We start from the raw sequence: 25,675 nt of genomic DNA, 5'->3' as shown, positions 1-25,675 counted from the left end.
TTGCTCCAGGCCGCCGGTCATGAGGGCTGGAAGTGGGTTTCGGATGGAGCGCCGTTCAGCCGGGCCACCAGCTCACCGGCCAGGACCTTGAGCTTGAGGTTGCGGCTGTTTGAAGCCCGTTTCAGCGTCTCGAACGCTTCGCGCTGGGTGCAGCGGTTCTGCCCCATGATGATGCCGACTGCCAGGTCTATGTCGGTCCGGGACTGCAGCACCGCCTGCAGGTCTTCGACCGTGGTGGCACGCTGGGACATCCGCACGGCCAGCCGCAGTGCCAGGGATGCTTCGGCCGCGTAGGTCCGGGCTACGCGCTGGAACTCCTCGTCGAACACCCCGGCGGAGCGGGAATAGAGGTTCAGGGCGGCCCGTGAGTGCCCCTCAAGGTCGAGCGGCACGGCGTACATCGTGTTCACGCCCTGGGCCACGACGTGCTGCAGGTACTGCGGCCACCGCTCGTCGAGGGAAGTGTCGGGGACATGGACGGGTTCGTGGACGCGGAGTGCGTGCAGGCAGGGTCCGTCGTCAAAGGCGTACTGCATTTCGTCCATCTCCAGCGCAGTACTGTCGCTGCTCGCGACGGTGAAGCTGAGTTCGCGGGAGCGCTGCAGGGTGATGCCGCAGTACACCATCCCCTTGGAGGACAGCGAGGATGCGCTCAGGCGGGCCAGATGCTGGAGGAACTCCAGAACGTCTTCGTGGTGCACCAGCAGATCCTGCAGCCGGGCCGCCGTCGCCGTCCCGGACCTGAGGTCATCCATGTTTTATTTCCCCGCCCTGTGCCCGCACTGAGTTCCCCGATTGTCGTGTCCGAGGTTAGATACTACGATATCGGGATACGGTCAAGACGCGGCCATGGCTTCTGGATACCTTACGGAGTTATAAATGGGCCTTCCGGCGCATTTGCCGCAGTGCCATGACTGCGGCGTCGACGATTATTTGATCTATGAGTACTACACGGCCCCGTCCGACGGCGGTCCCGGTGTGGTCAGCTACACCTGTTCGGCCTGCGAGACCTTCGCAGGCCACGAAGTTCCAGCCGGCTGGACTCCCCCAGGGTGGCGCATTGGGCGCTGATCAGCCCGTGCCTGCGGCCGGTAACCTGCACCTGCTGCTGGGTGCTGCCGCCCACCTGTCAGGACAGGCCAGAATCCACTATTTGGCCGGTTTGTCACTGACGGAAGATTCCCTCGCCGCCCTGAGGGCGCTCTCCACAGGCGGAGTTCCGGTGGCCGAGGTTGCCGAAAAGGCGGGCCTGACGGCGGGCAACGCAGCCGCCGGCCTGGCTGCCCTGGACGCCGCCGGATATGCCGACCCGTCCCCGCAGCAGATGTGGTCCAGGAGCGGGGCTGGGCAGCAAATCCTGGATGACCTTGCGCTGAGGAAGCAAACCTGTGAGGGCAAGCCGGAGACGGACGACCTGCGGCAGGCGCTGCTGGTCCTCATCAAGGCGATGGAGCACCCCGCCCCGCCGCAGGAACGGAACCCCGCCTAGCAACCGGGCGGCCCGGGCACCGGCGCCGCTGGCTGCCTGTCCACGGTGGCCGTCTTCCTTTGGAGCTTCCCTTGGAGCTGGACGTTTTCCATTGAAGGCTGGCCGTTTGCTTTGAAACCAGCGGCGGGTCCGGAGCAGGATTCCTCCGCTCCGGGCCCGCCGTTGGTGCTGCCAGGTCCGATGGCAGTCCGGTTAGGCGCTGGGCGCCGCCGGGAAGCGCTCCCATACCCGGTGCTGCGCCAGCAGCTCCGTCAGTGCCGGGACGATCTGCGCGGGAGAGGCTGAAATGATGCCCGGGGCGTCTCCCGGAATACCCGAGGCCGCCAGCACCGCTGCACCCGGGCCCCAGGCCGCCAGCGCCTTGGAATGCCGGTAGGCCTCGGTGAGGAGGATCGCGACGCGGGGATCAATGGCGGGATGTCCCGCCGGGTTTCCGGCCTTGGCATCAAGGCTGTCCGCGTCATCAGCGCCATGTTCGCCTGCACCGGCGACGATCACGGCGTCGAACTCGGTGGAACGGGCCGTGAGGTAGGTCCGCTGGGCCGGCACCTGGCCCCCCAGCTTTCCGCCGCGCGGCGCGATGATCAGGGGAACCATATCCGCAGCATCAATCGCTGCGCGTATCTGCTCCAACGCGGCGAGGTCGGTGGTGTCGTCCGCCAGGATGCCGATGATGCGGCCGGCGACGGGCCATGATTTACCGACCTGGCTAAGGGCCGGGCTCGGATCAGCGTCTTCCACGGTCACGGCCGGCGCCGGCGCGGGCAGACCCAGACCGGCAGCCACTTCAGCACAGAGCCGCTCGTCGATGTTCGCCAGCTCCTGCAGCTGGCGGATGCGGATGTTCTCCTCGTAGCACTTGCCCAGCTCAAAGGTGTAGGCCTGAATCAAATGGTCCTGCTCCACCGGCGTCAGCGAGCGGAAGAACTGCCGCGGCTGGCTGTAGTGGTCTTCAAAGCTGGCCGGGCTTTGCCGAACCTTCCGCGATTCCGCCACCGGAACGGGGACATCGATAAAGGCCCCCATGTCCGCACCCGCCAGGAAGGGGCACCCGCCGTCCAGAGAATTGGGCCGGTACGGCGCCACCCCGCTGTGCACGGCATCCTGGTGGAAGCCGTCCCTGAGCATGTCATTCACCGGGGCGTGCGGGCGGTTGATCGGGATCTGGTGGAAGTTCGGTCCCCCCAGGCGCGTCAGCTGCGTATCGATGTAGGAGAACAGCCGGCCCTGCAACAGCGGGTCATTCGTCACGTCGATGCCGGGGACCAGGTGACCGGGGTGGAAGGCGACCTGCTCGGTTTCGGCGAAGTAGTTGGTGGTGTTCCGGTTCAGGGTCATGGTGCCGATAATCTGCACCGGGGCCAGCTCCTCCGGAACAATCTTGGTCGGGTCCAGGAGGTCGATGCCCTCGAACATCTCCTCTTCCGTGTCCGGGAAGACCTGGACCCCAAGGTCCCACTCCGGGTAGGCGCCGGATTCAATGGCATCCGCCAGGTCCCGGCGGTGGAAGTCGGGATCCATGCCGTTGATGATCTGGGCTTCTTCCCAGACCAGCGAGTGCACACCCAGCCGGGGCTTCCAGTGGAACTTCACCAGGGACGTTTCACCCTTGGCGTTGAGCATGCGGAAGGTGTGGACGCCGAACCCTTCCATGGTCCGGTAGGAACGCGGGATACCCCGGTCGGACATGTTCCACATCGTGTGGTGCTGCGCCTCGGTGTGCAGCGAAACGAAGTCCCAGAAGGTGTCATGGGCGCTCTGGGCCTGGGGGATCTCCCGGTCCGGGTGCGGTTTGCCGGCGTGAATTACATCGGGGAACTTGATCGCGTCCTGGATGAAGAACACCGGGATGTTGTTGCCGACCAGGTCGAAGGTGCCCTCGTCCGTATAGAACTTCGTGGCGAACCCGCGCGTATCACGGACCGTATCGGAGGATCCCCGTGAGCCGAGGACCGTGGAGAAACGGACGAAGACCGGCGTCTGGGCGTTTTTGGCGAGGAACCCGGCGCGGGTGATTCCCTCTGCCGCCCCGTTGGCGGTGAAGACACCGTGCGCGGCTGCCCCGCGGGCGTGGACCACCCGCTCGGGGATCCGCTCGTGGTCGAAGTGGGTGATTTTCTCCCGCAGGTGATGGTCCTGCAGCAGCACCGGCCCGCGCGGGCCGGCCTTCAAGGAATGGTCGGTATCCTGCAGCCTGGCACCCTGTGCGGTGGTCAGGTAACGGCCGGACTGCGCATTCGCGGTCTTCGGAGCTCCCGTCGGTACCCCCGTGGGGGAAACCGTCTCCGGCCCGTCCTGATCGGGCTTGGGGGGCAGGGGTTCATGCGGCTCGACCGGTTCCGCCAGGCCCGGGGCCTGGGGAGCCGGTGCACCGGGAATGGGCAGTCCGTTTGCGGAAGTGCTCTGATCAGCCATGAAAGCCTCCATCTCGTCGAACATTGCAGCGGCGCACGGCGCCGCCCCACAACTACCCTATACAAAATTAGTAAGGCTACTGAACAACTGGGGAGAGAAAAACATAAAGGACGGATCCGCCTGCAGGGGGGACACAGGCAGATCCGTCCTTGTGGGGTGTCATACCCCTCGCCGCCGCTTCGTCATTGGCTCCCGCAGTGGAACCGTCCCGATTCGGCGGACGTTTGTGTGGTGCAGTTCAGTCCCAGAGACCGTCTGCCCAAGCCGCATCCCTCAGATAGTCACGCGCCGGCCCGACACTCCAGAGCTCTCCACGCGACTCGACGTACCCCATGTCGCGCATGTCTTCGATCGTGTCTTCGCTGCATCCCAGGACGGCTCCCAGATCTTTTTGGTCCGCGGCCAGAACCAGTTCATTCCGTTGTGCCACAGCAACGACCTCTTTCTTCTGCAAGATGTTCCCCCGGACCGTCCGGATCGGCTAGTGCTTGTCCAGGAGCAGGGCTTCGCGCTCTGTGCTCCAGGTCCTCGCGTAGAGGCCCATGGCAGCCTCTTCGCGGAGGGACAGGCCAAGCCGGTTCAGCAGCATGTGCGCCTGGTAAACGGTGAGGTGCTGGGCGCTGCGGCTGACGCGGGCCTTGTCTGCCCGGTAAAGATAGGTGTCCATGGTGCGGAACCAGCGGCGTCGCCAGTTCTCAACCGCGGATTCAGCGGCCGTGGCTGCCATCAGGCGGTGCGTAGGCATGACCTTGGCACTGACCTGGACCGTCATTGCCTGACGGACGCTCGCGGCGCGGGGACCGAAGCCTGCGGTGCAGCTGCGCAGATGGCTGTCCCAGTAGTAATCCCAGGAAAGCCGCCGCCGGTCCGGCCAGCTGGAGGCGCGCGGACCCTTCATCATGCTGCGGGCCGAATCGAAAAGAAGCAGTGAGCCCAGCGCCCACCTGTTCTGAACCTTGGGGAAGCGGGCCGTTGCCCAGGTACCCAGGTCAGAGGAGAGTTCAAAAACTTCTTCGGCCAGGGCCAGTCCGTCTACACCGCCATATTTGGCGAGATCGGCCTCCACCCGCGGGTCCTGCTGCTCAGCGCCGCCCGGACCAAGCCGGTCGCAGGCCGGATCTCCAAAAGCATGCGTCACGCTCAGGTGCCCGATGACACCGCTTGCCTGTTCCTGCAGCGCACCGAGAAGCGACTGCAGCCGCTCCAGGGTTTCATGCGGCGCAAGGATCTTAATCCTCACGTGGGCGTTTGAGGGTTCGGAGCAGCGGGTGTAAAACCAACGCTGCGCTCCCCAAAGCTGCGCCTGCGCCGCCAGCGGGGTAACCAGTTCTCCAATGATGCCGTCCGCTACATCGAAGCCGCCGGTGTAGATAGAAAGCGTCCACCAGTGAGTGCTTGCATTAGTTCGCGAGGCGTTTCGAACTGCTGTTAGCTGGCTCATGGCGATCTTCCTCCGGGTTCAAAGCTGGTTACCACCGCTGGGGCGGGTCTATATGTGTGCTGCTGGTTGGTTCTTCCCCCAAGGCGAGGGGACTAAATCAGAACCATTCCCAGCTCTTGATGGAAACCGTCGATCCTGTAACTTTCTCCATGGTCGTATCCCCTCTTTTAGTTCGGCTGGTTGCACAGCCGGTCGTGTTTGACTCCGAAAGCTTCCCCCGCCCCGAGAGGGCATGTCCACACTTCCCAATTTCAGCTTCCTGTCATGGCCGGTTGATGCCCGTAACCGTCTTGTAACCTGTTCGCAGGAGCTCGGCGACACGCTGGAAAGCACGGATTTCACAGACTTAGGTGCCCAAACTGGGGAATTCAGTGGAGAATGGCATTAACATGCCATGTCATTTTCTCCGGGTTCCAATTTCGACCCGGGAACGCTTTGCCCTTGCTGGGATGGCAACCCGCCGGCGCTGACAGATGCAACGGCCCGTACACCGCGGCTTGAGGAGGATAAGGTGCTTGATCAGGTGTCGGTTGAGGTCTACCGCTATGCGGTCGCCCACCCTGGCTGGACCCCGGCCGAAGCCTCGGACGCCCTGGGGTACACCACGCGTTCCATCGACCAGGCAGTCGATGAGCTCCGCGCCCGCTGCCTGCTCTTTGCGGAAGGAACGGACGCTCCCATCTACACAGCGGTGTCCCCCGACGTCGCACTCGCGGAACTCGTGGACCCGGATGAACGCGCCATGCTGGAACTGCGCTCCCGCATTGGTGCCAAACGCCGGGAGCTGGCCAGCCTGGTGCCCACCTTTACCGAAGCCAGAAAGCAGGCGGCGGCCGATGCCTCCGTTGAAGTGCTGGAAGATCCGGAGCAGGTGCAGCGCGTCCTCATCGAGTACGGCCGCTCGGCATCCGACCGGGTGCTGATCGCCCGGCCCGGGCACGGCTCCAACGCGGACTTCCAAGAGGAAAGCGTCCAGAAGGACCTGGACCTGCTTCGCGCCGGCGTCCGGCGGCAGACGCTCTATCACGCCAGCACCCGGGACCATGTGCCCACCCGCAAGGCCGTGGAAATGATCAGCGGTGCCGGCGGCGAGTTCCGGACCTTGCCCTATGTCCCCCTCCGCACCCTGATTTTCGATGACAAGGTGGCGGTGGTGGCCCGGCAGCTGCACAGCTATGACCGTGCGGGCCTGGTCATCCGCGACCCGAACCTGATCGGTTTGTTCGCCATGCTCTTCGAGTTCGCCTGGAGCCTCGCGGAACCCTTCCTCGACGAAGATCCGGGCAAGGCCGGGCTCAACAGCACCCAGCGGTCGGTCCTGGCAGGACTGGCCTCAGGGCACTCCGACGAAGTGATCGCCCGCCGGGTGGGAATCAGTGTGCGGACCTGCCGGCGCCATATCGCCTGGATGCTCGAGGAACTGAAGGCCGAAAGCCGGTTCCAAGCCGGCGTGAAGGCGCATAAAGCCGGCTGGATCTAGAAAACACGTGTTGCTTCCCAGTCAACTCCGATGCCATGATGTGGCATGACTTTCGAGGAAACCACGGGATCTTCGCTGACCCCGGAAGCACAGGTGGCCCTGGACCGGGCCACCGATTCCGCCCACCGGCACCATGAGCTGCTCTCAGACCGGGCCTTCCACATCAAGCAGTCGGCTGTCCGGGATGTTTTCGACATTTCGATCCAGCCGGGCCTGATTTCCCTGGCAGGAGGAAGCCCCTACCTCCAGTCGCTCCCCCTGGACCAGCTGGCCGATGTGTCCGCGGACATCATCCGCAATCACGGCCTGGCCGCCCTTCAGTACGGTCCGGGCCAGGGCCTGCAGGAGCTGCGGGAACTGGCCTGCGAGGTCATGGCTGCCGAAGGGATCATGGACGCTGACCCGGCAGACATCGTCATCACCACCGGTTCCCAGTCCGCACAGGACGTGGCCGCCAAGGTGTTCTGCAATCCCGGCGACGTGGTGCTCTGTGAGGATCCGACCTACGTGGGCGCACTGAATGCCTTTGAGGCCTACGAAGTGGACCTGCAGCCGGTCTCCATGGACTCCGACGGGCTCATCCCATCGGCGCTCGAAGAACGGATCCAGGCCCTCCGGGAAGCCGGGAAACGGATCAAGTTCCTCTACACCATCCCCAGCTTCAACAATCCCAGCGGGATCACCCTCTCCGCGGAGCGCCGGGACGCCGTCGTCCGCATCTGCCGGGAGAACAACATCCTGGTGCTCGAAGACAACCCCTACGGGCTGCTGCGCTTCGACGGGGAACCGCTGGTTCCGCTCCGTGCCGCGAACCCCGAGGACGTGCTGTACCTCGGTTCCTTCTCCAAGATTTTCGCGCCGGGCCTCCGGCTGGGCTGGGCGCTGGTGCCCAAGCATCTGTTCCGCCGCTTCTACCTGGCCTGCGAGGCCGTGGTGCTCTGCCCCTCGCCCCTGACGCAGATGATTACCGCAGCGTACCTTCGGGACTTCGACTGGATGGGGCGTGTGGAGGCCTCACGGACTTTCTACGCCGAACGCTGCACCGCCATGCTCAACGCACTCGGCGATCACATGCCCGACGGCGTGACCTGGACGGTACCGGACGGCGGCTTCTTCATCTGGGTAAGCCTGCCCGACGGCACCGACACGTATCCGCTGCTGACCGAAGCCATCGACGCCGGGGTGGTCTTCATCCCCGGGGCCGCCTTCACCCCGGGTGATGCCCCGAGCTCCCAGCTGCGGCTGGCCTTCAGCGCGGTGTCACCCGAGGACATCGCCGAGGGCGTCCGCCGGCTCGCTCCGGTGATCCGCCGGGCCGTTGCGGGCCCGGCCGCCTAGCCCGAAGCTCTCCCCGGGGCGGCAGGCCTGCTATTTCCGGCGCCGCTTGTCCACCAGGGGCACCACGAGCACAAAGAGCAGTGCCATGATGGCCAGGCGCCAGAGCGTGCCGAGGCCAGGGAAAAGGATAATCAGCAGGCTGGAGACGATGAAGGCGCCCACGAGGATCCACAGCGTCCGCTTCCAGTCAATCTTGGGTCCGCCGCCGCTGCCGCCGGGTCCTGGGTTCATTGCCATGCTGCTCCGATCGTTGCCTTGCCCTCGAGCCTAGTCCAGCAGCAGGGCAGGTTCCTCCAGGATGGCAGCGACGTCGGCCATAAAGCGGGCGGACAGGTCCCCGTCCACTACCCGGTGGTCGAATGAACCGCCCAGGGTGGTGATCCAGCGCGGGATGACCTCGCCGTCGAGCACCCAGGGCTTCTGCTTGATGGTGCCGAAGGCGACGATCGCGACCTCTCCGGGGTTGATGATCGGAGTACCGGTGTCGATGCCCAGGGCGCCGATGTTGGTGATCGTCAGCGTTCCACCGCGCATGTCGGCCGGCGGGGTTTTGCCCGCCCTGGCCGTGGTTGCGAGGTTGTTCAGCGCGATGGCCAGTTCCTTCAGTGAGAGGTCCTGGGCGTCCTTGATGTTCGGAACCATCAGGCCCCGCGGGGTAGCCGCCGCAATGCCGAGGTTCATGAAGTGCTTTACATGGATCTCGTCCTCCGCCCAGGTGGCGTTGACGGAGGGGTTGCGGGCCGCGGCCCAGATTACGGCCTTGGCCAGGATCAGCAGCGGGGAGACCTTGATGCCCTCAAAGTCCCGCGAGACCTTCAGCCGCTTGACGAACTCCATGGTCCGGGAGGCATCCACGTCCACGAAGATGCTCACATGCGGGGCGGTGAAGGCGCTGTCCACCATTGCTTTCGCTGTGGCCTTGCGGACGCCCTTGACCGGGATGCGCTCGATCCTGCGTTCCTGCGGTTTTGTGGCGGGTGACCAGAAGGTATCTGCCGAGTCCTGTTCCGACTCGCGCTGGGCCTGGTAGCTGATCAAGTCCTGCTTGGTGACCTCTCCCCCGGCTCCGGTGGCCGGAACGTCTGCCAGGTTGATCCCGAGGTCCTTCGCCGCCTTGCGGACCGGCGGCTTCGCGAGGACGCGCTGGAGCAGCTGGTTGAGGCGGTCTTGGACGGCTGCTCCGGCTGTGGCGACGGCCTGGGTCCGCGGATCCTGGCGGGCCGGCTGCTGGGTTTCGGACGCCCCGGTGGCGGCCGTGCCGGCGGAGACCGCCGGGGATGCCGACTCCGGGGATGCCGACTCCGGGGACGCCGGCGCGGCCTCAGGGGCCGCCTGCGGGGCCGCCTGTGCATCCTGGGCCGGAGCTGGGACGCCCGCGCGCCGGGGACGGCGCGTGACGGCGTCCGCCTTGGGGCCGCTGCCGGTGAGGGAGGACGACGGCGGGCTGTCATTGCCTGCCGGAGCTGCCGCCGGTGCTGCGGGGGCCGGGGGCTTGGCCGCTGACTCTGCCGGTGCGCCGGAGGAGACCTGGAAAATCGGGGTGCCGACGTCCACGGTCTGTCCCTCCTGCACGAGGAGGCCGGTGACAGTCCCGGCGAACGGGGACGGCAGTTCCACCAGGGACTTAGCCGTCTCGATTTCCACGATCACGTCATTGATCGCGACGGTGTCGCCTTCCTTGACCTTCCACTGGACGATCTCGGCTTCAGTGAGTCCCTCGCCGACGTCGGGCAGGTTGAACGTTTTCTCAGTCATGGAATCTCGATCTGGCGTTGGCCGGCGCACCGGCGGGATGGAGGATGTCAGGGGCCGGCTGGCTAGTAGGAGAACGCGGTGTCGAGGGCGTCCATCAGCCGGTCGATGTTCGGCAGGTAGTGCTCCTCGACGGCGGCCACCGGGTAGGGCATGTGGAAGCCGCCTACGCGGATGACTGGGGCTTCCAGGTGCAGGAAGGCCCGCTCCGTGATGCGTGCCGCGATTTCTCCGCCGATCCCGCCGAAAGTCGGGGCTTCGTGCGTCACAATAAGCCGCCCGGTGCGGCGCACGGATTCTGTGACGGTGTCGAAGTCGATCGGCGAGATGGAGCGCAGATCGATGACTTCGATGCTGCGTCCGTCTTCCTCGGCAGCGTTCGCGGCCGCCAGGGCCACCGGCACCAGGGGTCCGTAGGCGACGATGGTGGCGTCCGTCCCCTCCCGCAGAATCTGGGCCGTGTACGGGTCGCCCGACGGCGCAGTGGTGTCCACTTCGCCCTTGAGCCAGTAGCGGCGCTTGGGTTCGAAGACGATGACCGGGTCCTTGCCCTGCATGGCCTGCTGGATCATCCAGTAGCCGTCCTGGGGGCTGGAGGGCGTGAGGATGCGCAGCCCGGCCGTGTGAGCGAACAGGGCTTCCGGGGACTCGGAGTGATGCTCGATCGAGCCGATTCCGCCTCCGTACGGGATGCGGATGACGACGGGAGCGCTGAGCGCGCCGTCGCTGCGGGAGTACATCTTGGCCAGCTGGGTGGTGATCTGGTTGAACCCGGGGAACACGAATCCGTCGAACTGGATTTCGCAGACCGGCCGGTAGCCGCGCAGCGCCAGGCCGATCGCCGTGCCGATAATGCCGGATTCCGCCAGCGGGGTGTCCACCACCCGGTCAGCGCCGAATTCCGCCTTGAGCCCCTCGGTGACCCGGTATACCCCGCCGAGGGAGCCAATATCCTCACCCATCAGCAGTGCCTTGGGGTTGTTGGCGAGGCCCGCCCGCAGACCCGCGTTGATGGCCTTGGCCATGGTCATGGTCATGGTGCTCATGCGCCGGCCTCCTTCGCGTTGTCTTCCGTGATGTGTTCCGTATCGGCAAAGCCGGCTTCGTAGGACCTGTGGAAGGCCCGTTCCTCATTGATCAGCGCATGAGGTTCCGCGTAGACACCCGCAAACGACTCCTCAAACGCCGGCGGTTCCATGGCCTGCACGTCGGCCCGCAGCTTGGCTGCCAGTTCGTCGCCCTCGGCTGCCAGGGCAGCGAAGTACGCCTCGTCCGCGGCTCCGCTGGCACGCAGGTGCTTTTCCAGCCGGCTCAGCGGATCGCGCCCGATCCACGCTTCCTCGTCGGCGGAGACCCGGTATTTGGTGGGGTCGTCTGCGGTGGTGTGCGCGCTCATGCGGTAGGTAAAGGCCTCGATCAGCACCGGGCCCTTGCCGGCGCGTGCGTGTTCGAGTGCCCACCTGGTGACGGCGTGCACGGCCAGGACGTCGTTGCCGTCCACCCGGATACCCGGGAACCCGTATCCCTGGGCCCGGTTGGCCAGTGGGATGCGGGACTGGACTTCGGTCGGCACCGAGATGGCCCAGTGGTTGTTCTGGCAGAAGAAGACCACCGGGGCGTCGTAGGACGCGGCGAAGACCATCGACTCGTGGACGTCTCCCTCGGAACTGGCACCGTCGCCGAAGTAGGCCACGGTTGCTCCGGCGGGCTGCGACGGATCCAGTTTCTGGTCCCGTGCCATACCCATGGCGTAGCCGACGGCGTGCGGCACCTGAGCCGCGAGCACCAGGGTGTAGAGGTGGAAATTGGCTTCCCGCGGGTCCCATCCGCCATGGGAGATGCCGCGGAACCGCCTCAGGAGGTGGGACAGCTCAAGGCCGCGGGTCAGCGCGACTCCGTGTTCCCGGTAGGTGGGGAACACGTAGTCCTGCGCTGCCAGGGCGCGGCCGGAGCCAATCTGGGCGCCTTCCTGGCCGGTCAGTGGAACCCACATCACCAGTTCACCCTGGCGCTGGAGCGCAGTGGCCTCGGTGTCAAAGCGGCGGATCAGGAACATATCCCGGTAGAAGGAACGCAGCGCCTCGCCGTCGATGTCTTCGGCGTACCGTCCGTAGAGCTCATGGCCGGTACGGACGCCGTCCGGTGACAGCAGCTGGACCATTCCGTCCGGCGGGCTGCCGGCAGCGCGCATGAGGGAATCGTCCAGCTCCGCCGAATCGAATTCGCTGGCGGGCAGTTGTTCCAAGGCCATACCTCTCCTCGCCGGGCGGGTTTGCGACCCTGCCCCGCTAGAAATATACCTGCGCAGGAATAAGTACCTGACAAGACATATACGTGGAAGTTACTCCACACAGCCTAACGAGGGCAGGGATCACACAAGCACTTAAGACACGCTAGGAAAGCCGGGGACCTTTTGTATAGGTCGCACATAGAGCGAGGAAACGGGTGTTCGCTTCGGCTTCTCCGATCGAGACCCGGATACCCTCGGTGCCGAATGCACGCACCGAGAGGGCCTGCTGCTCCGCCAGCGCCGCGAACTCGGGGGTATCCTCCCCCAGGTTGAGCCAGACGAAGTTGCCTTCAGCCTGTGGGATTTCCCAGCCGAGGTCCCTGAGGCCGGTCACGACGCGTGTCCGCTCAGCCACCAGTTCTTGTATTCTTTCCACAATTTCATCGTGATGGCGCAGGGAAGCGATTGCGGCTTGTTCGGCGATCTGCGAAACAGCAAACGGCACCGCCGCGACCCGCAGGTACTGGGTCAGGTGCGGGTGCGAGATGGAGTAGCCGACCCGGAGCCCGGCAAGGCCTGCCCCCTTGGAGAACGTCCGCAGGACCACCACGTTCGAATGGCGGCGGTATACGTCGACGCCGTCCACGGCGTCGGGATCCCGGACGAAGTCTTCGTAGGCCTCGTCGATCACCACGATCACGTCTTCCGGAACCTTGGTGAGGAAGGCCTCCACCTCGTCCCTGGCCAGGACCGGGCCGGTGGGATTGTTCGGCGTGCAGAGGAGCACCATCTTGGTGCGGTCGGTGACGGCGGCGGCCATCGCGTCGAGGTCGTGGCTGCCGTCTGCCCGGAGGGGTACCTGGACATCGCGGGCACCGGCGAGTCCGACGCTGATGGGATACGCCTCGAAGGAGCGCCACGGGTAGATCACTTCATCAGCAACGCCGTCCTCATTCTGTCCCGCGAAGGTGGCGAGCAGCTGGTTCAGGGCGCCGAGGCTTCCGCCGCCGGTCACGATGTCCTCGGCAGGAACGTCCAGGAACGCAGCAAGCTCCATCCGGAGTGCCGTGGACAGCGGATCCGGGTAGCGGTTCACGTTCGGGTGCGCGCTGATGGCCTCCAGTACGGACGGGAGCGGCGGGAACGGGTTTTCGTTGGACGAAAGTTTGTAGCTCTGCAGCCCTTCAATCGCGGCCGGCGGCTTGCCGGCGGCATATCGCGGCAGCCGGTCGACAACCGGACGCGGACGGATTCCAGGCGCCGGAATTCCAGCAGCGTTGATGTCATTCTCGGTAGTGGTCATGACTTAACACTAAGCCTGATTCCGGCACCCCCGTGTGACATAGTCCACAGCTGCGAACGGCAGTGTCTTGGGAACCGGGCTTCCCTGTGCCAGCATTGGGCCATGCGCCTGCTGCTTCGTATAATCATCAATGCCCTGGCCCTCTGGGCGGCCAGCTGGATCCTCCCCGGCATCACGCTGGGTGAAGAAGGGGCTTCCGCGACCGGCAACTCCACTCTGGACCTGGTGCTGGCGTATCTCTTTATCGGCCTGATCTTCGGCGTGGTCAACGCTTTTGTCCGTCCGATCGTCCGCTTGCTGGCACTGCCGTTGACCATTCTGACGCTGGGCCTGTTCACGATCATCATCAATGCAGCCATGCTGATGCTCACCGCGTGGCTGACCAGTTTCACGCCGGTCCACTTTGAGGTGGATTCCTTCTTCTGGACCGCCATCCTGGGCTCGATCATTATCAGCCTCATCTCGATGGTTGTGGGTTCCCTGACGGGCGCCCGGAGATAATTCCGGGAAGCACCCGCTTTTACTGCTGCGGCCGCTGCGGTCCCGGCGGACGCGGCAGGGGCGGCAGCCCGCGGGGGACCGGCTTTACCGTGGGCCGCGTTGGTGTCCGGGTGAACCGGTACAGCTCCCGGGTTGCGATGCTCCCGGCTCCCACCACTGCGCTCACCCCTTCCAGCGATGCCCGAAGAGACGGATCAGAGCTGGCATCGGCGGAAGCGGCTCCGTTGAGATAGACCGGCAGCTTGTGGGCCGGCCCCAGCCCGCCGGTCTCGCCCGGGGTGCCCGGCACGGGGTCGGTGAGGGTCATCGTCGTGCGGTTTGGTGTATCCGGGTTAGAGGTGCCGTCCACCCCGGCGACCCAATCCTGCTGGTGTTCCAGGTGCAGTACCTGCGTGCCGGACGGCATCTCGGCGTCTCCCGCCGGGGCGCCGGCGGTCAGGACATAGCGGACTTCAACTCCCAGCTCGGTTTCCAGCTGCCCTGCGGCATTTGCTGCATGGATTCCGCCCTGGCTGTAGCCCACCAGGATGACGGCGTCCCCTGCCCCGGCCTGCGCCTGCCGCAGTGCTTCTGCCACTGCCGCCGCGATGTATCTGCTTTGATGGACCCGGCCTTCAGCATTGCCGAAATTGTCGAAGGGGTTGGCTCCGGCCGTACGTCCGCCGGGCTGCGTCCCGGGCAGGGTAACCACAAATACCGGGCCGCCGCTGCGGTCAATGCGCAGGACCTCGATAACGCCCGGATCGTTCTCCTCCAGGAGCACGGCGCTGCGGTTCAGGAGGCCTGCCGCACTGCCGTCCACCGGAATCCTGGCTCCTGACTGCGGGGACTTTTCCACCGTGATGGGGCGCAGCCCGTGGCTCCCCGGTGAGGCGGCAGCCACAGCAAGCGTCAGGATCCCCGCATCGATGAACCGCAGCGGAAGGCGCTCGACCACCGCCCGCTCCGGAAAGCCCCCCGCTCCGCGGCCAAGCCACAGCAGGGCGAAGGCCGGAATCAGCCCAGCCCCCCGGTTCATCCGTTCTGACCGGCCCTCTGCATCGCGGTAGCGGGCTGCGGCAGTCCGCAGATCCGCAGCACTGTCCAGGGCAGCCTCCCGGCACCGGGACAGATGAAACACGGCCCGGGAGAGTTCGTCCAGGGCCGTTGTGGCAGCCGAAGGCGGCTGCAGCCACATCAGCGCGTGCTCTTCCCCCTGGATGCGCCGGAAGTCATCCGCCAAGACGCTCATCTGCCCGGCGGCGTACTCCAGCGCGACGGCCAGCTCCTCCAAGGCGTCATACTCCACGAGGATGCTGCCGGGCCCTCCGGCGACCGTATACCCGGGCCCCGGTACCGGGCAGGTGGGTGACATTTCTAGCCCCAGGCCCTGTCCTGCGGCGTGCGGGCCAGCTCGCGGCGGGCCGCTGCGGCCAGTGCCAGCGCCTCGCCACACACGGACAGGTCCCGGATGATGTCCTGCAGGCGCTCCAGGAACCGCTGCCCGGCCCCGGAACGCCAGCGCTGGAGGTCGAACTGGCTGCACTCATCCTGCAGCCTGCGGATTTCCCCCGCGTGCGCCTCCAGTGCCTGGGCCGCCCGTCCGGCGTTCTCGGCCAGGTCCCGTGCGTACCCCTCCTCAAGTGGCAGTGTCACCGGCTGTTCCGCCTTTCATAAGCTGCTTGCCATGCGCTTCCGCGAACAAAAGTACGGCTTGAATCGGGCCGCAGCGCCCCCATTTCTGCAGATTGGGGACACCCCCCGCTGCTCCCCCACTGTGCAGGAGAAGTGCCGCCGGAAGTCACAGAGCCGGACGTCACGCAGGACATGAAAGAATTGCCCCATGGCCGATTCTGCTTCAGCATCCCGCGTCCCCCTTGCCTCCGTGACTCCAGCGATTGCGCTGGGCCCGCTGGACGGGCGCTACCGTTCCGCAACCGCCCCGCTGGTGGACTACCTCTCCGAAGCTGCCCTGAACCGGGACCGCACCCATGTGGAGGTCGAGTGGCTGATCCACCTGACCTCGAACTCCGTCCTTCCGGGCACCTCGCCGCTCTCAGCGGAACAGCAGGCCGCGCTGCGGGACATCGTCTCCGGCTTCGACGGAAACTCCGTGAATGAGCTGGCGGAGATCGAGCAGGTAACCGTCCACGATGTGAAGGCTGTGGAGTACTTCATCGGCCGCCGGCTGGCCGCCATCGGGATCGAGGACCTCACACCCCTGGTGCACTTCGGCTGCACGTCCGAGGACATCAACAACCTCTCCTATGCCCTGGGTATCAAGGGTGCCGTGGAGAACGTCTGGCTGCCCGCGGCCCGGAAGATGGCCGCTCAGATCGCCGCCATGGCGGAGGACACCCGTTCGGTGCCGATGCTCTCCCGCACCCACGGCCAGCCCGCCACCCCCACTACGCTGGGCAAGGAACTGGCCGTTACGGTCCACCGCCTGACCCGCCAGCTGGACCGCGTCGCCGCCACCGAGTTCCTCGGCAAGATCAACGGCGCCACGGGCACCTACGCCGCGCACTACGCCTCCGTTCCCGGTGCCGACTGGCAGCAGGTCGCAAAAACGTTCATCGAAGGCCTCGGCCTGACCTGGAACCCGCTCACCACGCAGATCGAATCCCACGACTGGCAGGCCGAGCTCTACGCTGACATGGCCCGCTTCAACCGCATCCTGCACAACTTCTGCACCGATGTCTGGAGCTACATCTCCATCGGCTACTTCGCACAGGTTCCCGTGGCCGGCGCCACCGGGTCCTCCACGATGCCGCACAAGGTCAACCCGATCCGCTTCGAAAACGCCGAAGCCAACCTGGAGATCTCCAACGGCCTGCTGGACACCCTGGCATCCACCCTGGTCACCTCCCGCTGGCAGCGCGACCTCACCGACTCCTCCTCGCAGCGGAACATCGGCGTCGCCTTCGGCCACTCACTGCTGGCGATCTCCAACGTAGCCAAGGGCCTGGAGCGGCTGAACGTCGCGGAGGACGTCCTGGCTGCGGACCTGGACACCAACTGGGAGGTGCTCGGCGAAGCCATCCAGATGGTGATGCGCGCCGAGGCCATTGCCGGCGCCCCGGGCATGGAAAACCCCTACGAACGGCTCAAGGAGCTCACCCGCGGCAACCGGGTGGACGCCGACCGCATGAAGGAATTCGTCTCCGGGCTGGGCCTGCCGGCCGAGGCCGAGGCGCGTCTGCTCGCACTGACGCCGGCCAGCTACACGGGTATCGCCGATGCACTGGTGGATCACCTGAAGAAGTAGAGCTTTAACGCACGACGGCGGGGCGCCGGGTTTATCACCCGGCCTCCCGCCGTCGTTCGTTTAAGCCAGGCGTTAGTCCGCCGCTGCCAGCTGGCCGCAGGCGCCGTCGATCTCCTTGCCGCGGGTATCGCGCACCGTGGTGGGAATCCCGGCGTCGAGCAGGTGGTCAATGAACTCCTGGATCACCTCCGGCTCCGGGGAGGTCCAGATGGAGCCCGGCGTCGGGTTCAGCGGAATCGGGTTCACGTGGACCCAGCCGCGGCCGCGGGAGTTCAGCTTCTTGGCCAGCAGATCGGCGCGCCACGCGTGGTCGTTCATGTCCTTGATCAGGGCGTACTCGATCGAGACACGGCGTCCGGTGACCCGGTAGTAGTTGTACGCGGCGTCGAGGGCCTCATCCACTTTCCAGCGGCTGTTGACCGGGATCAGCTCATCACGCAGTTCATCATCCGGAGCGTGCAGGCTCAGCGCGAAGGTGACCGGGATGTTCTCCTCGGCGAGCTTCTTGATCGCCGGCACCAGGCCCACGGTGGAGACAGTGATGTTCCGGGCGCTCATGCCCAGGCCTTCGGGAGCTTCCGCAGCCATCCGGTGGACGGCGTTCATCACCCGCTTGTAGTTCGCCAGCGGTTCACCCATGCCCATAAAGACGATGTTGGTGACGCGCTCGGCGTCGTGCCCGCCGTCGCGGCGCTTGCCGCCCAGTCCGCCCTCGGCGATGACCCGGTTGGCCTGGACAATCTGGTCCAGGATCTCCGCGGCGGACATGTTGCGGGTCAGCCCGGCCTGGCCGGTGGCGCAGAACGGGCAGTTCATGCCGCAGCCGCACTGGCTGGAGACGCACAGGGTGATGCGGCCCGGGTAGCGCATCAGCACCGACTCGACGAGCGAGCCGTCGAACAGGCGCCAGAGGAACTTGATGGTGTCGCCCTTGTCCGTGGTCAGCCGCTTCACCTCGGTGAGCAGGGTCGGGAACATTTCCTTCACCAGCTCGTCGCGGCGCTCCTTCGGGAGGTCGCTCATCTTCTCCGGATCGGTGGTGTAGTGCTGGAAGTAATGCACCGAGAGCTGCTTGGCCCGGAACGCGGGCAGGCCCAGGGACTTCAGCTTCTCCTGGCGCTGGGCAAGCGTCAGGTCCGCCAGGTGTTCCGGCGGCTGGGACACACGCGGCGACTTGAACTGCAGCAGGGGGCGGCCGTCGGGCTCCTTGGCCTGCTCCCAGCCTTCGGTTGCGGGGCGCACCTGCGGCTTGTTGCCGGGCACGCTCAGGGCAGCTGGGGGAATGTTAGGGGAAGTCATCCCTTCCATTTTGACATGCATCCGCCGGGGCTGTTTTTTACCGCAACCGGTTCTCGCCTAGCGGAAAACCGGGCCGGGTTTAATACTCGGTCCGGTCAGCGGCAGCGTTCCAGGCGTCGAAAGGATCGTTGCGGGTCTGCCCGGGAATCTGGGTCACCGGCATGGAACGCTCCTCCAGCGGGGTTTCGAAGTACTCGTAGAAGACGGCGTCGTCGAACCCGGCCCTGGCGGCGTCGTGCCGGTCCGCGGCGAACACCACCCGGTCCACGCGAGCCCACAGTGCCGAGGCCAGGCACATGGGGCAGGGTTCGCAGCTGGTGTACAGCACGGCTCCGGAGAGATCGAACGTTTCCAGGGCGGCGCAGGCGTTGCGGATCGCGGTGACTTCGGCGTGCGCTGTCGGATCGTTGTTGGCAGTGACGCGGTTAACCCCGTCAAAGGCCTGCCCGTCCGCGGCGACGATCACTGCTCCGAACGGTCCGCCGTTGCCGGCGACGTTGCTGGTGGCCAGTTCAATGGCCCGTTCCAGGTAAGCGGCATCTGTGGTCATGGGAACTTCCCCCTCGATCAGAATCCCGGCGGTCTTTCCGCCACGGGAAAATGCCAGGTTGATAGCAACGATCGTGCCCGCCTTCGCAGTGATGAGAATAACATCCGCTGCCGCATGGCGGGGACCGGCTAGCCTTAGGGGCTACCGCAGGAAGGCACGGCATGAGCACAGAGGCATGGACCCGGATCAGCGCCCACCGCCACGAGCTGGGAGAAGGACTGCGCCGCACCCCGGACGGGATCCGGTGGGTTGATCTGCTGAAGGGGGAAATGTACGCCTGGACGCCCGGCAGCCCGGCGTTTCCCCGCCGCACACACAAGCTCGGCACGCCCCTTGGCCTGGCCGAGGAGGACGGCACCGGCCGCCTTATTGCTGCTGCCGGAACCGGCGTCGTCGTGCTTCTGAATGACGGCACGGACGTTCCGCTGGCAGACACCGGACTCGATCCGGCCCGCTACCGCGTGAACGACGGCGCGCTGGCACCGGACGGTTCTTTCTGGTTCGGCACGATGGTGCATAACGGCTCCGAACCGGACGGCGCGCTCTGGCGCTGGGATCCAGCAGGCGGCGGTGCGGTGAAAATGCTGGCCGGCATCGATATCCCCAACGGTCCGGTTTTCCTGCCGGATGGGCTGGGCATGCTCATCGCCGATTCGGCAGCGGGCCGGATCCTGCGCTCCACGCTGTCGGATCCCGCGGACACAGTGCCCTTTGCGCAGACAACGGGTGGATCACCCGACGGAATGCATGTTGACGGACTGGGCCGGATCTGGAATGCGGTTTGGGGCGCAGCCCGCCTGGACGTCTATGCCGCCGATGCCTCACTGCTGGCTTCGCTGGCCCTGCCGGTGGCCCAGCCAACCAGCGTCCTCCTGACGGACGGACCGGATCCGCGGGTTATCGTCACCAGCGCAGCAACGGGCCTTTCCGCCCCCGGCCCGCTCGACGGCTGCACCATCGCGGCGCCGTTCTCACGCGTGGCTGCCGGTCTGGGGCGCTAACAGCCCGGCACTGCCCCGGATGCGGAAACGGCTTATCCGCCCACAAAACGGCGGCGTCCGGACAGGCTGCCCATCACGGCAGCAGCGGCGCCGATGATCAGGAACATGAGCGCGGCCGGGGTGAAGGATCCGGTGGCGGTGTGCAGGACACCCACCAGCAGGGTGCCGGAAGATCCCACGCCGTAACCCACGCACTGCATCATGCCCGACACCCGTGCCGCGGTTCCTGCGTCACGGGTGCGCAGCACAATCATGGTCAGCGCGAGCGCGGTCAGGCTGCCCTGCCCAACACCGAGCAGGACGGCCCAGAGCCACACCAGCTCCAGCGGGCCGAGGATCACCAGGGCGAATCCGGTGCCGGTCAGCAGCGCGATCACGGCATTCAGCCAGCTCTGGCTGCGCAGCCGCGCGGCCAGCGGCGGAGCGAGGAAGGATCCCAGGACCTGCACCACGATCGAGCCGGCCACAACGTAACCGGCCGTGCCGCCGTCGATCCCCCGGTCACGCAGGATCGGTGCCAGCCAGGCGAAAACGCTGAAGGACATCATGGCCTGCAGGGCCATAAAACCGGTGATCTGCCAGGCCAGCGGCGAGCGCCAGACCGGCGGACCGGCGGCTGCCTGCCGGTCACTGCCGCTGGGGCGGCGCCGCAGGGCCAGCGGGGCGAACAGCAGGACGACGGCGGCGGCCGGCAGCGCCCAGAATCCCAGGGCTGCCTGCCAGGAGCCGGTGGCCTCCAGCAGCGGGTGCGTCAGCCCGGCGCCGAGTGCGGCAGCGGCGCAGATGGCACCGGTGTACAAGCCGCTCATCAGGCCCAGCCGGTGCTGGAAGTCGCGCTTCACGAGGGTGGGCAGCAGGACATTTACGACGCCGATCCCCGCTCCCGCCGCGATGGTTCCGGCGGTCATCGCCACGAAATCTCCGGCTCCGCGCACAGCCAAACCCGCGGTCAGCAGCAGCATCGCTGCCAGGATCGTCCGTTCGGTGCCGAACCGGCGGGCCAGCGGCGGTGCGGCCGGGGCAGCAAGCCCAAGCAACAGCACCGGGCCGGTGGTCAGGACCGTCACCAAGCTGGCAGGAATCCCTGATGCCGCGGTGATCTCCGGCAGGATCGCGGAGAAGCTGGAAAAGACCGTGCGGAGATTCAAGCCGATCAGCACAATGCAGACGGCCAGCAGAACCAGCCCGGCCTTGCCGGCTGGTGCATCCGGTGCCTTCGTCCGCTCCGGCGCCGCCACCACGGCAGTACTGTTCCCCATGTGGATCCGGCGTCCTTTCCGCAGGACGACGGCGCGCACCTACGGAACCACGGTAGGGGGACACGGTCCACCGGACAAAACGGAGGTGCCCGGGAGTCTCTCCGGGCTCCCCGGAATTCCGGCTCCGGCTCCCGCTCCCGCTCCCGCTCCGGCTCCCGCCTAACAGGTTTCAGCCAGCGTACAAGCGCCGCGGCGTCTTCTGCCGGGACCACACAGCGGGCAGCACGGCCAGGATGCCGACGACGGCGGCGGCGGTGAAGACCAGCGCCGGAGCATCCTCCCGGAACAGGGCTCCCAGTACCGCTGAGCCGGCTGCCTGTCCGGCGGCGAGGGCGATGAACAGGACCACCGTGCCGGCGGAGGCCTGGTCCGGGACAGCGCGGACCGCCCAGACGATGAGGACACCGCTCATCGCGGTATAGCCTCCGCCGAAGAGTGCGGCTGCGGCATAAGCGGCCACCGGAGCCCCCGGCGCCATACCCAGGAGGAAGGTCGCGGCGGCCATCGCCAGCACCGTCCCGGCCCATGCTGTTCGCAGGCTGGCGGCCTGGACCAGCCTGCCCGCGAAAGCACCCAGTACGCCGAACGCTCCCAAAACCATCCACGCTGTGACGGAGTACATCTGCGTGCCGGTGCCCGAACCGGCGATGATGGTGCGGCCAAAAGTCCAGACGGCAGCGCTGGAGGCACCGGCGAGGAGGGCCGCGGCCAGCGGCTTGGCCAGCGCAGCCAGGAGGCCAAGCCGCAGCGGCGGCGAATCGGCTGTCCCTGAGTCTCCCGCGGCCGGTCCGGAAGAAGACCGGTCGGAACGGAGGACGGCGGCGGCTGAAAGGGCGGAGAGGACGGCGATCCCGGCCCAGCCCAGCCGCCACTGCCCCGACGTGAGGATCAGCAGGACGCCGGCTGCCACGATTCCCGCCCCGGTTCCGGCGTTCACGATTGTCTGCGCGCTTTCCTGCCGTTCGGCAGCGATGTTGCGCTCGATCAGCCTGACCAGTCCGGGGGTAGCGAAACCTGCTCCGGCCCCGGCAATCACCACACCGGCGGCCAGGACCCCGGCATTTGGTGCGGCAGCAACTCCCGCTGATCCGAGGGCCGCTGTGGCACCGGCGCAGGCGACGACGAGGCGCGGCCGGGCGCCCAGGCGCGCCGCAGCAGCGGCAGTGACGCAGTAGGACAGGAAGCTTCCGGCCTGGATCGCCCCGGAGACGGACGGCGCCAGCTGGAAGGCTTCGGTAAAGCGCGGCAGGAAGAAGCCGAAACCGAACCGTGCCAGCCCATAGGTGGCCGCAATCAAAACCATGCCGCTGATAACCAGGGGCCGCATGTTTCACCTCCGCAGAATCCAAAAACAAGAACGCTCGTTACGCTAGACCAGAACTATCGTTCTGTTCGAGGTGTGGCTACAGTGGGAAGATGACCACCGTCCAGCGACCATCCGCCCGCAACAGGCTGCTCCAGGCTGCCGACCGGGTGTTCTTTGACCGGGGCATCCGGGCGACGCCGGTGGATGAGCTGCTGCGCCAGGCGGATGTTTCCGCGGCGACGCTGTACGCGCAGTTCGGCAGCAAGGACGGGCTGGTTGCCGAGACGCTCCGCCAGCGGCTGGCGGAATGGAGAGCGGTCTGGGACCAGCACATCATTGCGGCCCGGGATGACACGGGCCGGCTGCTGGCCGTGTTCGACGCCCTGGCAGCCTACCGGGCTAGACCCGGCCAGGCGGCCCGGTGGTGTGCCTTCCTTGCCGCTGCCACGGAACTGCCCGACGCAGCCGGAGAAATCGGCGAGGTGCTGGCTGCTGACACCACCCTGCTGACCGATCGGCTCCGGCACCTTTCCGAACCGGTCGCCGGCCCGCAGGCGGGCAGCCTGGCCGATGAAGTGCTGCTGGCGTATACCGGTACGCTGGCCGCTTTCCTGCGGGGTTCACCGGCTGACCCCATCGACACCGGCCGCCGATTGGCCCGGGCAGCGGCCGGGGCTTACCAGACCCCCTAGTTTCACGGCCCTGGTGCGGGACAATTGGTTCCGGAACCAGCCGCTGTTCCGGGAGGTGTCCCATGCAGGTTCCCAGCCGAATCGCCGTCGTTGTGGGCAGCACGCGGCCGGCCCGGATCTGCCCGGTGGTGGCCGCCTGGGCGCAGGCCGGACTGCAGTCCGGCAGCCCGCTTCAGTACGAGCTGCTGGACCTGGCGGACGTGGACCTGCCGCTGCTCGATGAACCACTCAAACCCGCGCTGCAGGACTATCAGCACGAGCACACCCGCCGGTGGAGTCGGCTGGTCCGTGAGTTTAACGGGTTCTTCTTTGTCTTTCCGCAGTACAACTGGGGTTACCCGGCCGTGCTGAAGAACGCCCTGGACTACTTATACGTGGAGTGGCGGGACAAGCCGGCAAGCGTCCTGACCTACGGAACCCGCGGAGGAACCAAAGGCGCCCAGCAGCTGATCACTGTCCTGCACGGCCTCCACATGACCGTGCTCGAGAGCCACGTGGCGGCGGTGATCACCGACGACGACGTCGACGAAGGCTGGCAGCTGACCGCTCCGGAAGCGACCCTGCGCCCGGTACTGCCGCAGCTGCGCAGGGTCGACGAGGATTTCCTGGAGGTCCTGACCGACCGGCAGTGAGGTTAGCCCGGGGTGGGCAGCGTGTACGGCAGCACCAGCCGGGACAGATGTTCGGCGTCGCGGTAGATCTTGTGCGTCACCGGACGGCCCACCGGCAGGTGGAAGGCATCCGGAGGCAGCAGCGCGTTGTGCTCGTCAGCTAGCGGCTCATTGTTGGAGAGCTCCGCGACCAGCTTGTGGCCGGGCAGGAACGTGTTCGCGAATGGATAGAGCCGCACCACGTACTCCTCGATCTTCCCCGGCTCGACCGGGATGGAACGGGTGTGCGGGTGGTATGGGTTGCCCTCGGTGGTCCGTTCCTCGTCGAGTTCGCGGTGCGAGGCCTTGAGGTACCCGGTGGTGATCAGCTGCCGCTTGCCGTTCGGCGCCGCATCCCAGAGCCGCAGAATGAGATTGGTGTCCGGCTGGTCGATCTCCACGAACAGGTGCGCTGCCCCGGTGCCGATCATTTCCGTGGGCTCCTCGAACACATCGGTGGACCAGTCCAGGATCTCCACCTTGTCCGTGACGGTCAGCGGTGCCTGGTAGAAACCGTCCGGGGCAGCGTACTCCGTGCCCATCAGCTCGGGTTCGGAGGTGAGCTTGCGGCGGGTGCGCAGGTACAGCGGTTTGTACTCCACATCCTTGGGCGGCCAGGCAGCCGCGGTAACCACCTCGCGGGATCCCTCCACAAAGACGCTGACGGCGGGTTCGTCCATCACCCCGTTGTCGATGCCCTTGATCCAGTAGTCGTACCAGCGGAACATCTTGTCGTGCTCTTCGATGAAGGGGCGGGACTGCATGGGCGGGTAGGGGCCGATGTCCAGCTTCTTCGGCCCCTTCAGCGTGTTGTACAGCTCCACCGTGCCGTCCAGCGTCCAGCCGCGGCCCTGGTCCAGCTGCAGCCAGACCGGAATGTCGATGTTCGGCGCCAGGGTGACCGGATTGCGTTCCTCGTACCAGTCGCCGTCGAGGTCGTTCATCACGATGTCGAACCAGGCCTCGTGGTTCGTGGGGTAGTTCAGCACGTGCACCAGGTTGGGCCAGGCGGCGACGTCGGGATCCGCCAGGCGCTCGGCGACCAGCTTCTTCAGCTCTTCCGGTGAGTATTTTTCCACCATCCGGGACTTCACCCGGTCCGTGAACGCCCAGCCGGAGTCTCCGCCGCGGCCTTCGCGGGCGGCGCGGGGCATAAACCACATCACTCCGCCGTGGTACGTGGTCTCGTAGAGATCGTAGTGGCCGCCGGAAACGAAGATGGCTTTCAGGTGCGGCGGGCGTTCGGCGGCGGCGAGCACCTGCATGGAGCCGAAGTAGGAAATCCCGACCATCCCCACGTTGCCGTCGTACCAGGGCTGCGCGGCGACCCATTCGATGAAGTCATACGCGTCCTGGCCGAGCGAAACCCCGCCGGCGTTGTAGTTGCCGATGTGCTCGCCGCCGGAGTCCCCGGAACCGCGGAGGTCGCCGATGACGTGGACGTAGTCCTCCTGAACGATCCGGGCAATGTCCCCGGCCTCGATGCAGCCGTCCCACATGGGGCTGGGACGGCGCTGCGGCGGCATGGTCAGTGCCATTGCCTGCAGCTCCTTGCCGTACGGGCTGAGCGCGACCAGCGCCGGGCGCGGTTTGTCAGCGGTGCCCTGGTAGGCATCCGCGGCGAGTTCGACGCCGTCGCGCATCGGCACCCGCAGGTCCTTCTGCACGGCGATCGGCATTCCGCCGGCATTGATCCTCTGGTAACTGGGCATCATCCTGGGG

25 protein-coding genes are annotated in these 25,675 nt (G+C 66.3%); 9 read left to right on the top strand and 16 right to left on the bottom strand.

All coding sequences use genetic code 11. The annotated features are described in order from the left end of the window. Window positions 1-17: 17 nt before the first annotated feature. Entirely contained in the window at window positions 18-755 is a 738-nt protein-coding gene (locus AL3_RS14000; RefSeq protein ID WP_066302170.1) for a GAF and ANTAR domain-containing protein, read from the bottom strand. 124 nt (window positions 756-879) lie between these two features. On the opposite strand from AL3_RS14000, the gene AL3_RS18485 reads away from it, so the two are divergent. Further along, window positions 880-1,071: a hypothetical protein gene (locus AL3_RS18485; protein ID WP_151723853.1), complete on the top strand. Its 192-nt coding sequence runs from the start codon at window positions 880-882 to the stop codon at window positions 1,069-1,071. Beyond that, window positions 1,061-1,489: a hypothetical protein gene (locus AL3_RS13995; RefSeq protein WP_066302168.1), complete on the top strand. Its 429-nt coding sequence runs from the start codon at window positions 1,061-1,063 to the stop codon at window positions 1,487-1,489. The genes AL3_RS18485 and AL3_RS13995 overlap by 11 nt, the downstream gene beginning before the upstream one ends. 192 nt (window positions 1,490-1,681) lie before the next feature. Here AL3_RS13995 and AL3_RS13990 read toward each other — a convergent pair whose 3' ends face one another. From AL3_RS13990 to AL3_RS13980, 3 genes are all read right to left on the bottom strand, one after another. Then, window positions 1,682-3,904: a catalase gene (locus tag AL3_RS13990; protein ID WP_066302305.1), complete on the bottom strand. Its 2,223-nt coding sequence runs from the start codon at window positions 3,902-3,904 to the stop codon at window positions 1,682-1,684. Window positions 3,905-4,142: 238 nt separating this feature from the next. Further along, window positions 4,143-4,334, bottom strand: a complete 192-nt coding sequence (locus tag AL3_RS13985; RefSeq protein WP_066302166.1) for a hypothetical protein — start codon at window positions 4,332-4,334, stop codon at window positions 4,143-4,145. 51 nt (window positions 4,335-4,385) lie between these two features. After that, window positions 4,386-5,345 (bottom strand): lantibiotic dehydratase C-terminal domain-containing protein, encoded by a 960-nt coding sequence (locus AL3_RS13980; RefSeq protein ID WP_066302162.1) that lies wholly within the window; start codon window positions 5,343-5,345, stop codon window positions 4,386-4,388. Window positions 5,346-5,856: 511 nt separating this feature from the next. Here AL3_RS13980 and AL3_RS13975 point away from each other — a divergent pair. Then, complete coding sequence (locus AL3_RS13975) at window positions 5,857-6,825, top strand: helix-turn-helix transcriptional regulator (protein WP_066302160.1); 969 nt, start codon at window positions 5,857-5,859, stop codon at window positions 6,823-6,825. 45 nt (window positions 6,826-6,870) lie between these two features. Beyond that, window positions 6,871-8,163 (top strand): aminotransferase-like domain-containing protein, encoded by a 1,293-nt coding sequence (locus AL3_RS13970; protein WP_066302158.1) that lies wholly within the window; start codon window positions 6,871-6,873, stop codon window positions 8,161-8,163. Between the two features lie 30 nt (window positions 8,164-8,193). Here the strand turns inward: AL3_RS13970 and AL3_RS13965 are convergent, their stop codons facing one another. From AL3_RS13965 to AL3_RS13945, 5 genes are all read right to left on the bottom strand, one after another. Continuing rightward, window positions 8,194-8,400, bottom strand: a complete 207-nt coding sequence (locus tag AL3_RS13965) for a hypothetical protein (protein WP_151723851.1) — start codon at window positions 8,398-8,400, stop codon at window positions 8,194-8,196. 30 nt (window positions 8,401-8,430) lie between these two features. Further along, a complete protein-coding gene (locus tag AL3_RS13960; RefSeq protein WP_066302154.1) occupies window positions 8,431-9,918 on the bottom strand; it encodes a dihydrolipoamide acetyltransferase family protein in 1,488 nt (495 codons plus the stop codon). 62 nt (window positions 9,919-9,980) lie between these two features. Further along, window positions 9,981-10,961 (bottom strand): alpha-ketoacid dehydrogenase subunit beta, encoded by a 981-nt coding sequence (locus tag AL3_RS13955; protein ID WP_174522149.1) that lies wholly within the window; start codon window positions 10,959-10,961, stop codon window positions 9,981-9,983. Continuing rightward, window positions 10,958-12,166, bottom strand: coding sequence for a pyruvate dehydrogenase (acetyl-transferring) E1 component subunit alpha (gene pdhA / locus AL3_RS13950; RefSeq protein WP_066302153.1), 1,209 nt, complete (start codon window positions 12,164-12,166; stop codon window positions 10,958-10,960). The genes AL3_RS13955 and pdhA overlap by 4 nt, the downstream gene beginning before the upstream one ends. Window positions 12,167-12,308: 142 nt before the next feature. Then, the gene (locus AL3_RS13945) at window positions 12,309-13,448 is read right to left on the bottom strand and encodes a histidinol-phosphate transaminase (protein WP_066302151.1); all 1,140 of its coding nucleotides are present in this window, start codon (window positions 13,446-13,448) and stop codon (window positions 12,309-12,311) included. Window positions 13,449-13,550: 102 nt separating this feature from the next. Here AL3_RS13945 and AL3_RS13940 point away from each other — a divergent pair, with 102 nt between their 5' ends. Beyond that, a complete protein-coding gene (locus tag AL3_RS13940; RefSeq protein ID WP_066302147.1) occupies window positions 13,551-13,949 on the top strand; it encodes a phage holin family protein in 399 nt (132 codons plus the stop codon). A 19-nt stretch (window positions 13,950-13,968) separates the two neighbouring features. Here AL3_RS13940 and AL3_RS13935 read toward each other — a convergent pair whose 3' ends face one another. Both AL3_RS13935 and AL3_RS13930 read right to left on the bottom strand, forming a co-directional pair. Then, the gene (locus tag AL3_RS13935) at window positions 13,969-15,303 is read right to left on the bottom strand and encodes an alpha/beta hydrolase family protein (protein WP_066302145.1); all 1,335 of its coding nucleotides are present in this window, start codon (window positions 15,301-15,303) and stop codon (window positions 13,969-13,971) included. Window positions 15,304-15,305: 2 nt separating this feature from the next. After that, window positions 15,306-15,584: a hypothetical protein gene (locus AL3_RS13930; protein ID WP_066302142.1), complete on the bottom strand. Its 279-nt coding sequence runs from the start codon at window positions 15,582-15,584 to the stop codon at window positions 15,306-15,308. A 187-nt stretch (window positions 15,585-15,771) separates the two neighbouring features. Between AL3_RS13930 and purB the strand changes: the two genes are divergently transcribed. Continuing rightward, window positions 15,772-17,196: an adenylosuccinate lyase gene (gene purB, locus AL3_RS13925; RefSeq protein ID WP_066302139.1), complete on the top strand. Its 1,425-nt coding sequence runs from the start codon at window positions 15,772-15,774 to the stop codon at window positions 17,194-17,196. Between the two features lie 72 nt (window positions 17,197-17,268). Here purB and rlmN read toward each other — a convergent pair whose 3' ends face one another. Further along, window positions 17,269-18,495, bottom strand: a complete 1,227-nt coding sequence (rlmN, locus tag AL3_RS13920; protein ID WP_066302137.1) for a dual-specificity RNA methyltransferase RlmN — start codon at window positions 18,493-18,495, stop codon at window positions 17,269-17,271. Window positions 18,496-18,574: 79 nt separating this feature from the next. Then, window positions 18,575-19,045, bottom strand: a complete 471-nt coding sequence (locus AL3_RS13915; RefSeq protein ID WP_066302135.1) for a nucleoside deaminase — start codon at window positions 19,043-19,045, stop codon at window positions 18,575-18,577. Between the two features lie 161 nt (window positions 19,046-19,206). Between AL3_RS13915 and AL3_RS13910 the strand changes: the two genes are divergently transcribed. Beyond that, the gene (locus AL3_RS13910; protein ID WP_066302133.1) at window positions 19,207-20,046 is read left to right on the top strand and encodes an SMP-30/gluconolactonase/LRE family protein; all 840 of its coding nucleotides are present in this window, start codon (window positions 19,207-19,209) and stop codon (window positions 20,044-20,046) included. Between the two features lie 32 nt (window positions 20,047-20,078). Here the strand turns inward: AL3_RS13910 and AL3_RS13905 are convergent, their stop codons facing one another. Together AL3_RS13905 and AL3_RS13900 are read right to left on the bottom strand one after the other, a co-directional pair. Next, on the bottom strand, window positions 20,079-21,305 hold the full coding sequence (locus AL3_RS13905; RefSeq protein ID WP_066302131.1) for an MFS transporter: 1,227 nt from the start codon (window positions 21,303-21,305) through the stop codon (window positions 20,079-20,081). Window positions 21,306-21,474: 169 nt separating this feature from the next. Continuing rightward, window positions 21,475-22,632 (bottom strand): MFS transporter, encoded by a 1,158-nt coding sequence (locus AL3_RS13900; RefSeq protein ID WP_066302129.1) that lies wholly within the window; start codon window positions 22,630-22,632, stop codon window positions 21,475-21,477. A gap of 89 nt (window positions 22,633-22,721) precedes the next feature. On the opposite strand from AL3_RS13900, the gene AL3_RS13895 reads away from it, so the two are divergent. Further along, a complete protein-coding gene (locus AL3_RS13895; RefSeq protein ID WP_066302125.1) occupies window positions 22,722-23,303 on the top strand; it encodes a TetR/AcrR family transcriptional regulator in 582 nt (193 codons plus the stop codon). A gap of 62 nt (window positions 23,304-23,365) precedes the next feature. Then, a complete protein-coding gene (locus AL3_RS13890; RefSeq protein WP_066302123.1) occupies window positions 23,366-23,935 on the top strand; it encodes an NADPH-dependent FMN reductase in 570 nt (189 codons plus the stop codon). Window positions 23,936-23,937: 2 nt separating this feature from the next. On the opposite strand, the gene AL3_RS13885 is transcribed toward AL3_RS13890, so the two are convergent. Then, window positions 23,938-25,668 carry a CocE/NonD family hydrolase gene (locus AL3_RS13885; protein WP_246168376.1) on the bottom strand — a complete coding sequence of 577 codons (1,731 nt, stop codon included), beginning with the start codon at window positions 25,666-25,668 and terminating at the stop codon, window positions 23,938-23,940. Window positions 25,669-25,675 lie beyond the last annotated feature (7 nt).

It is taken from the genome of Arthrobacter luteolus NBRC 107841 (assembly GCF_001552075.1).
Classification (GTDB): domain Bacteria; phylum Actinomycetota; class Actinomycetes; order Actinomycetales; family Micrococcaceae; genus Arthrobacter_B; species Arthrobacter_B luteolus.
The sequence above is the reverse complement of the archived record's forward strand: the minus strand, read 5'-3'. Positions and strand labels throughout refer to the sequence as shown.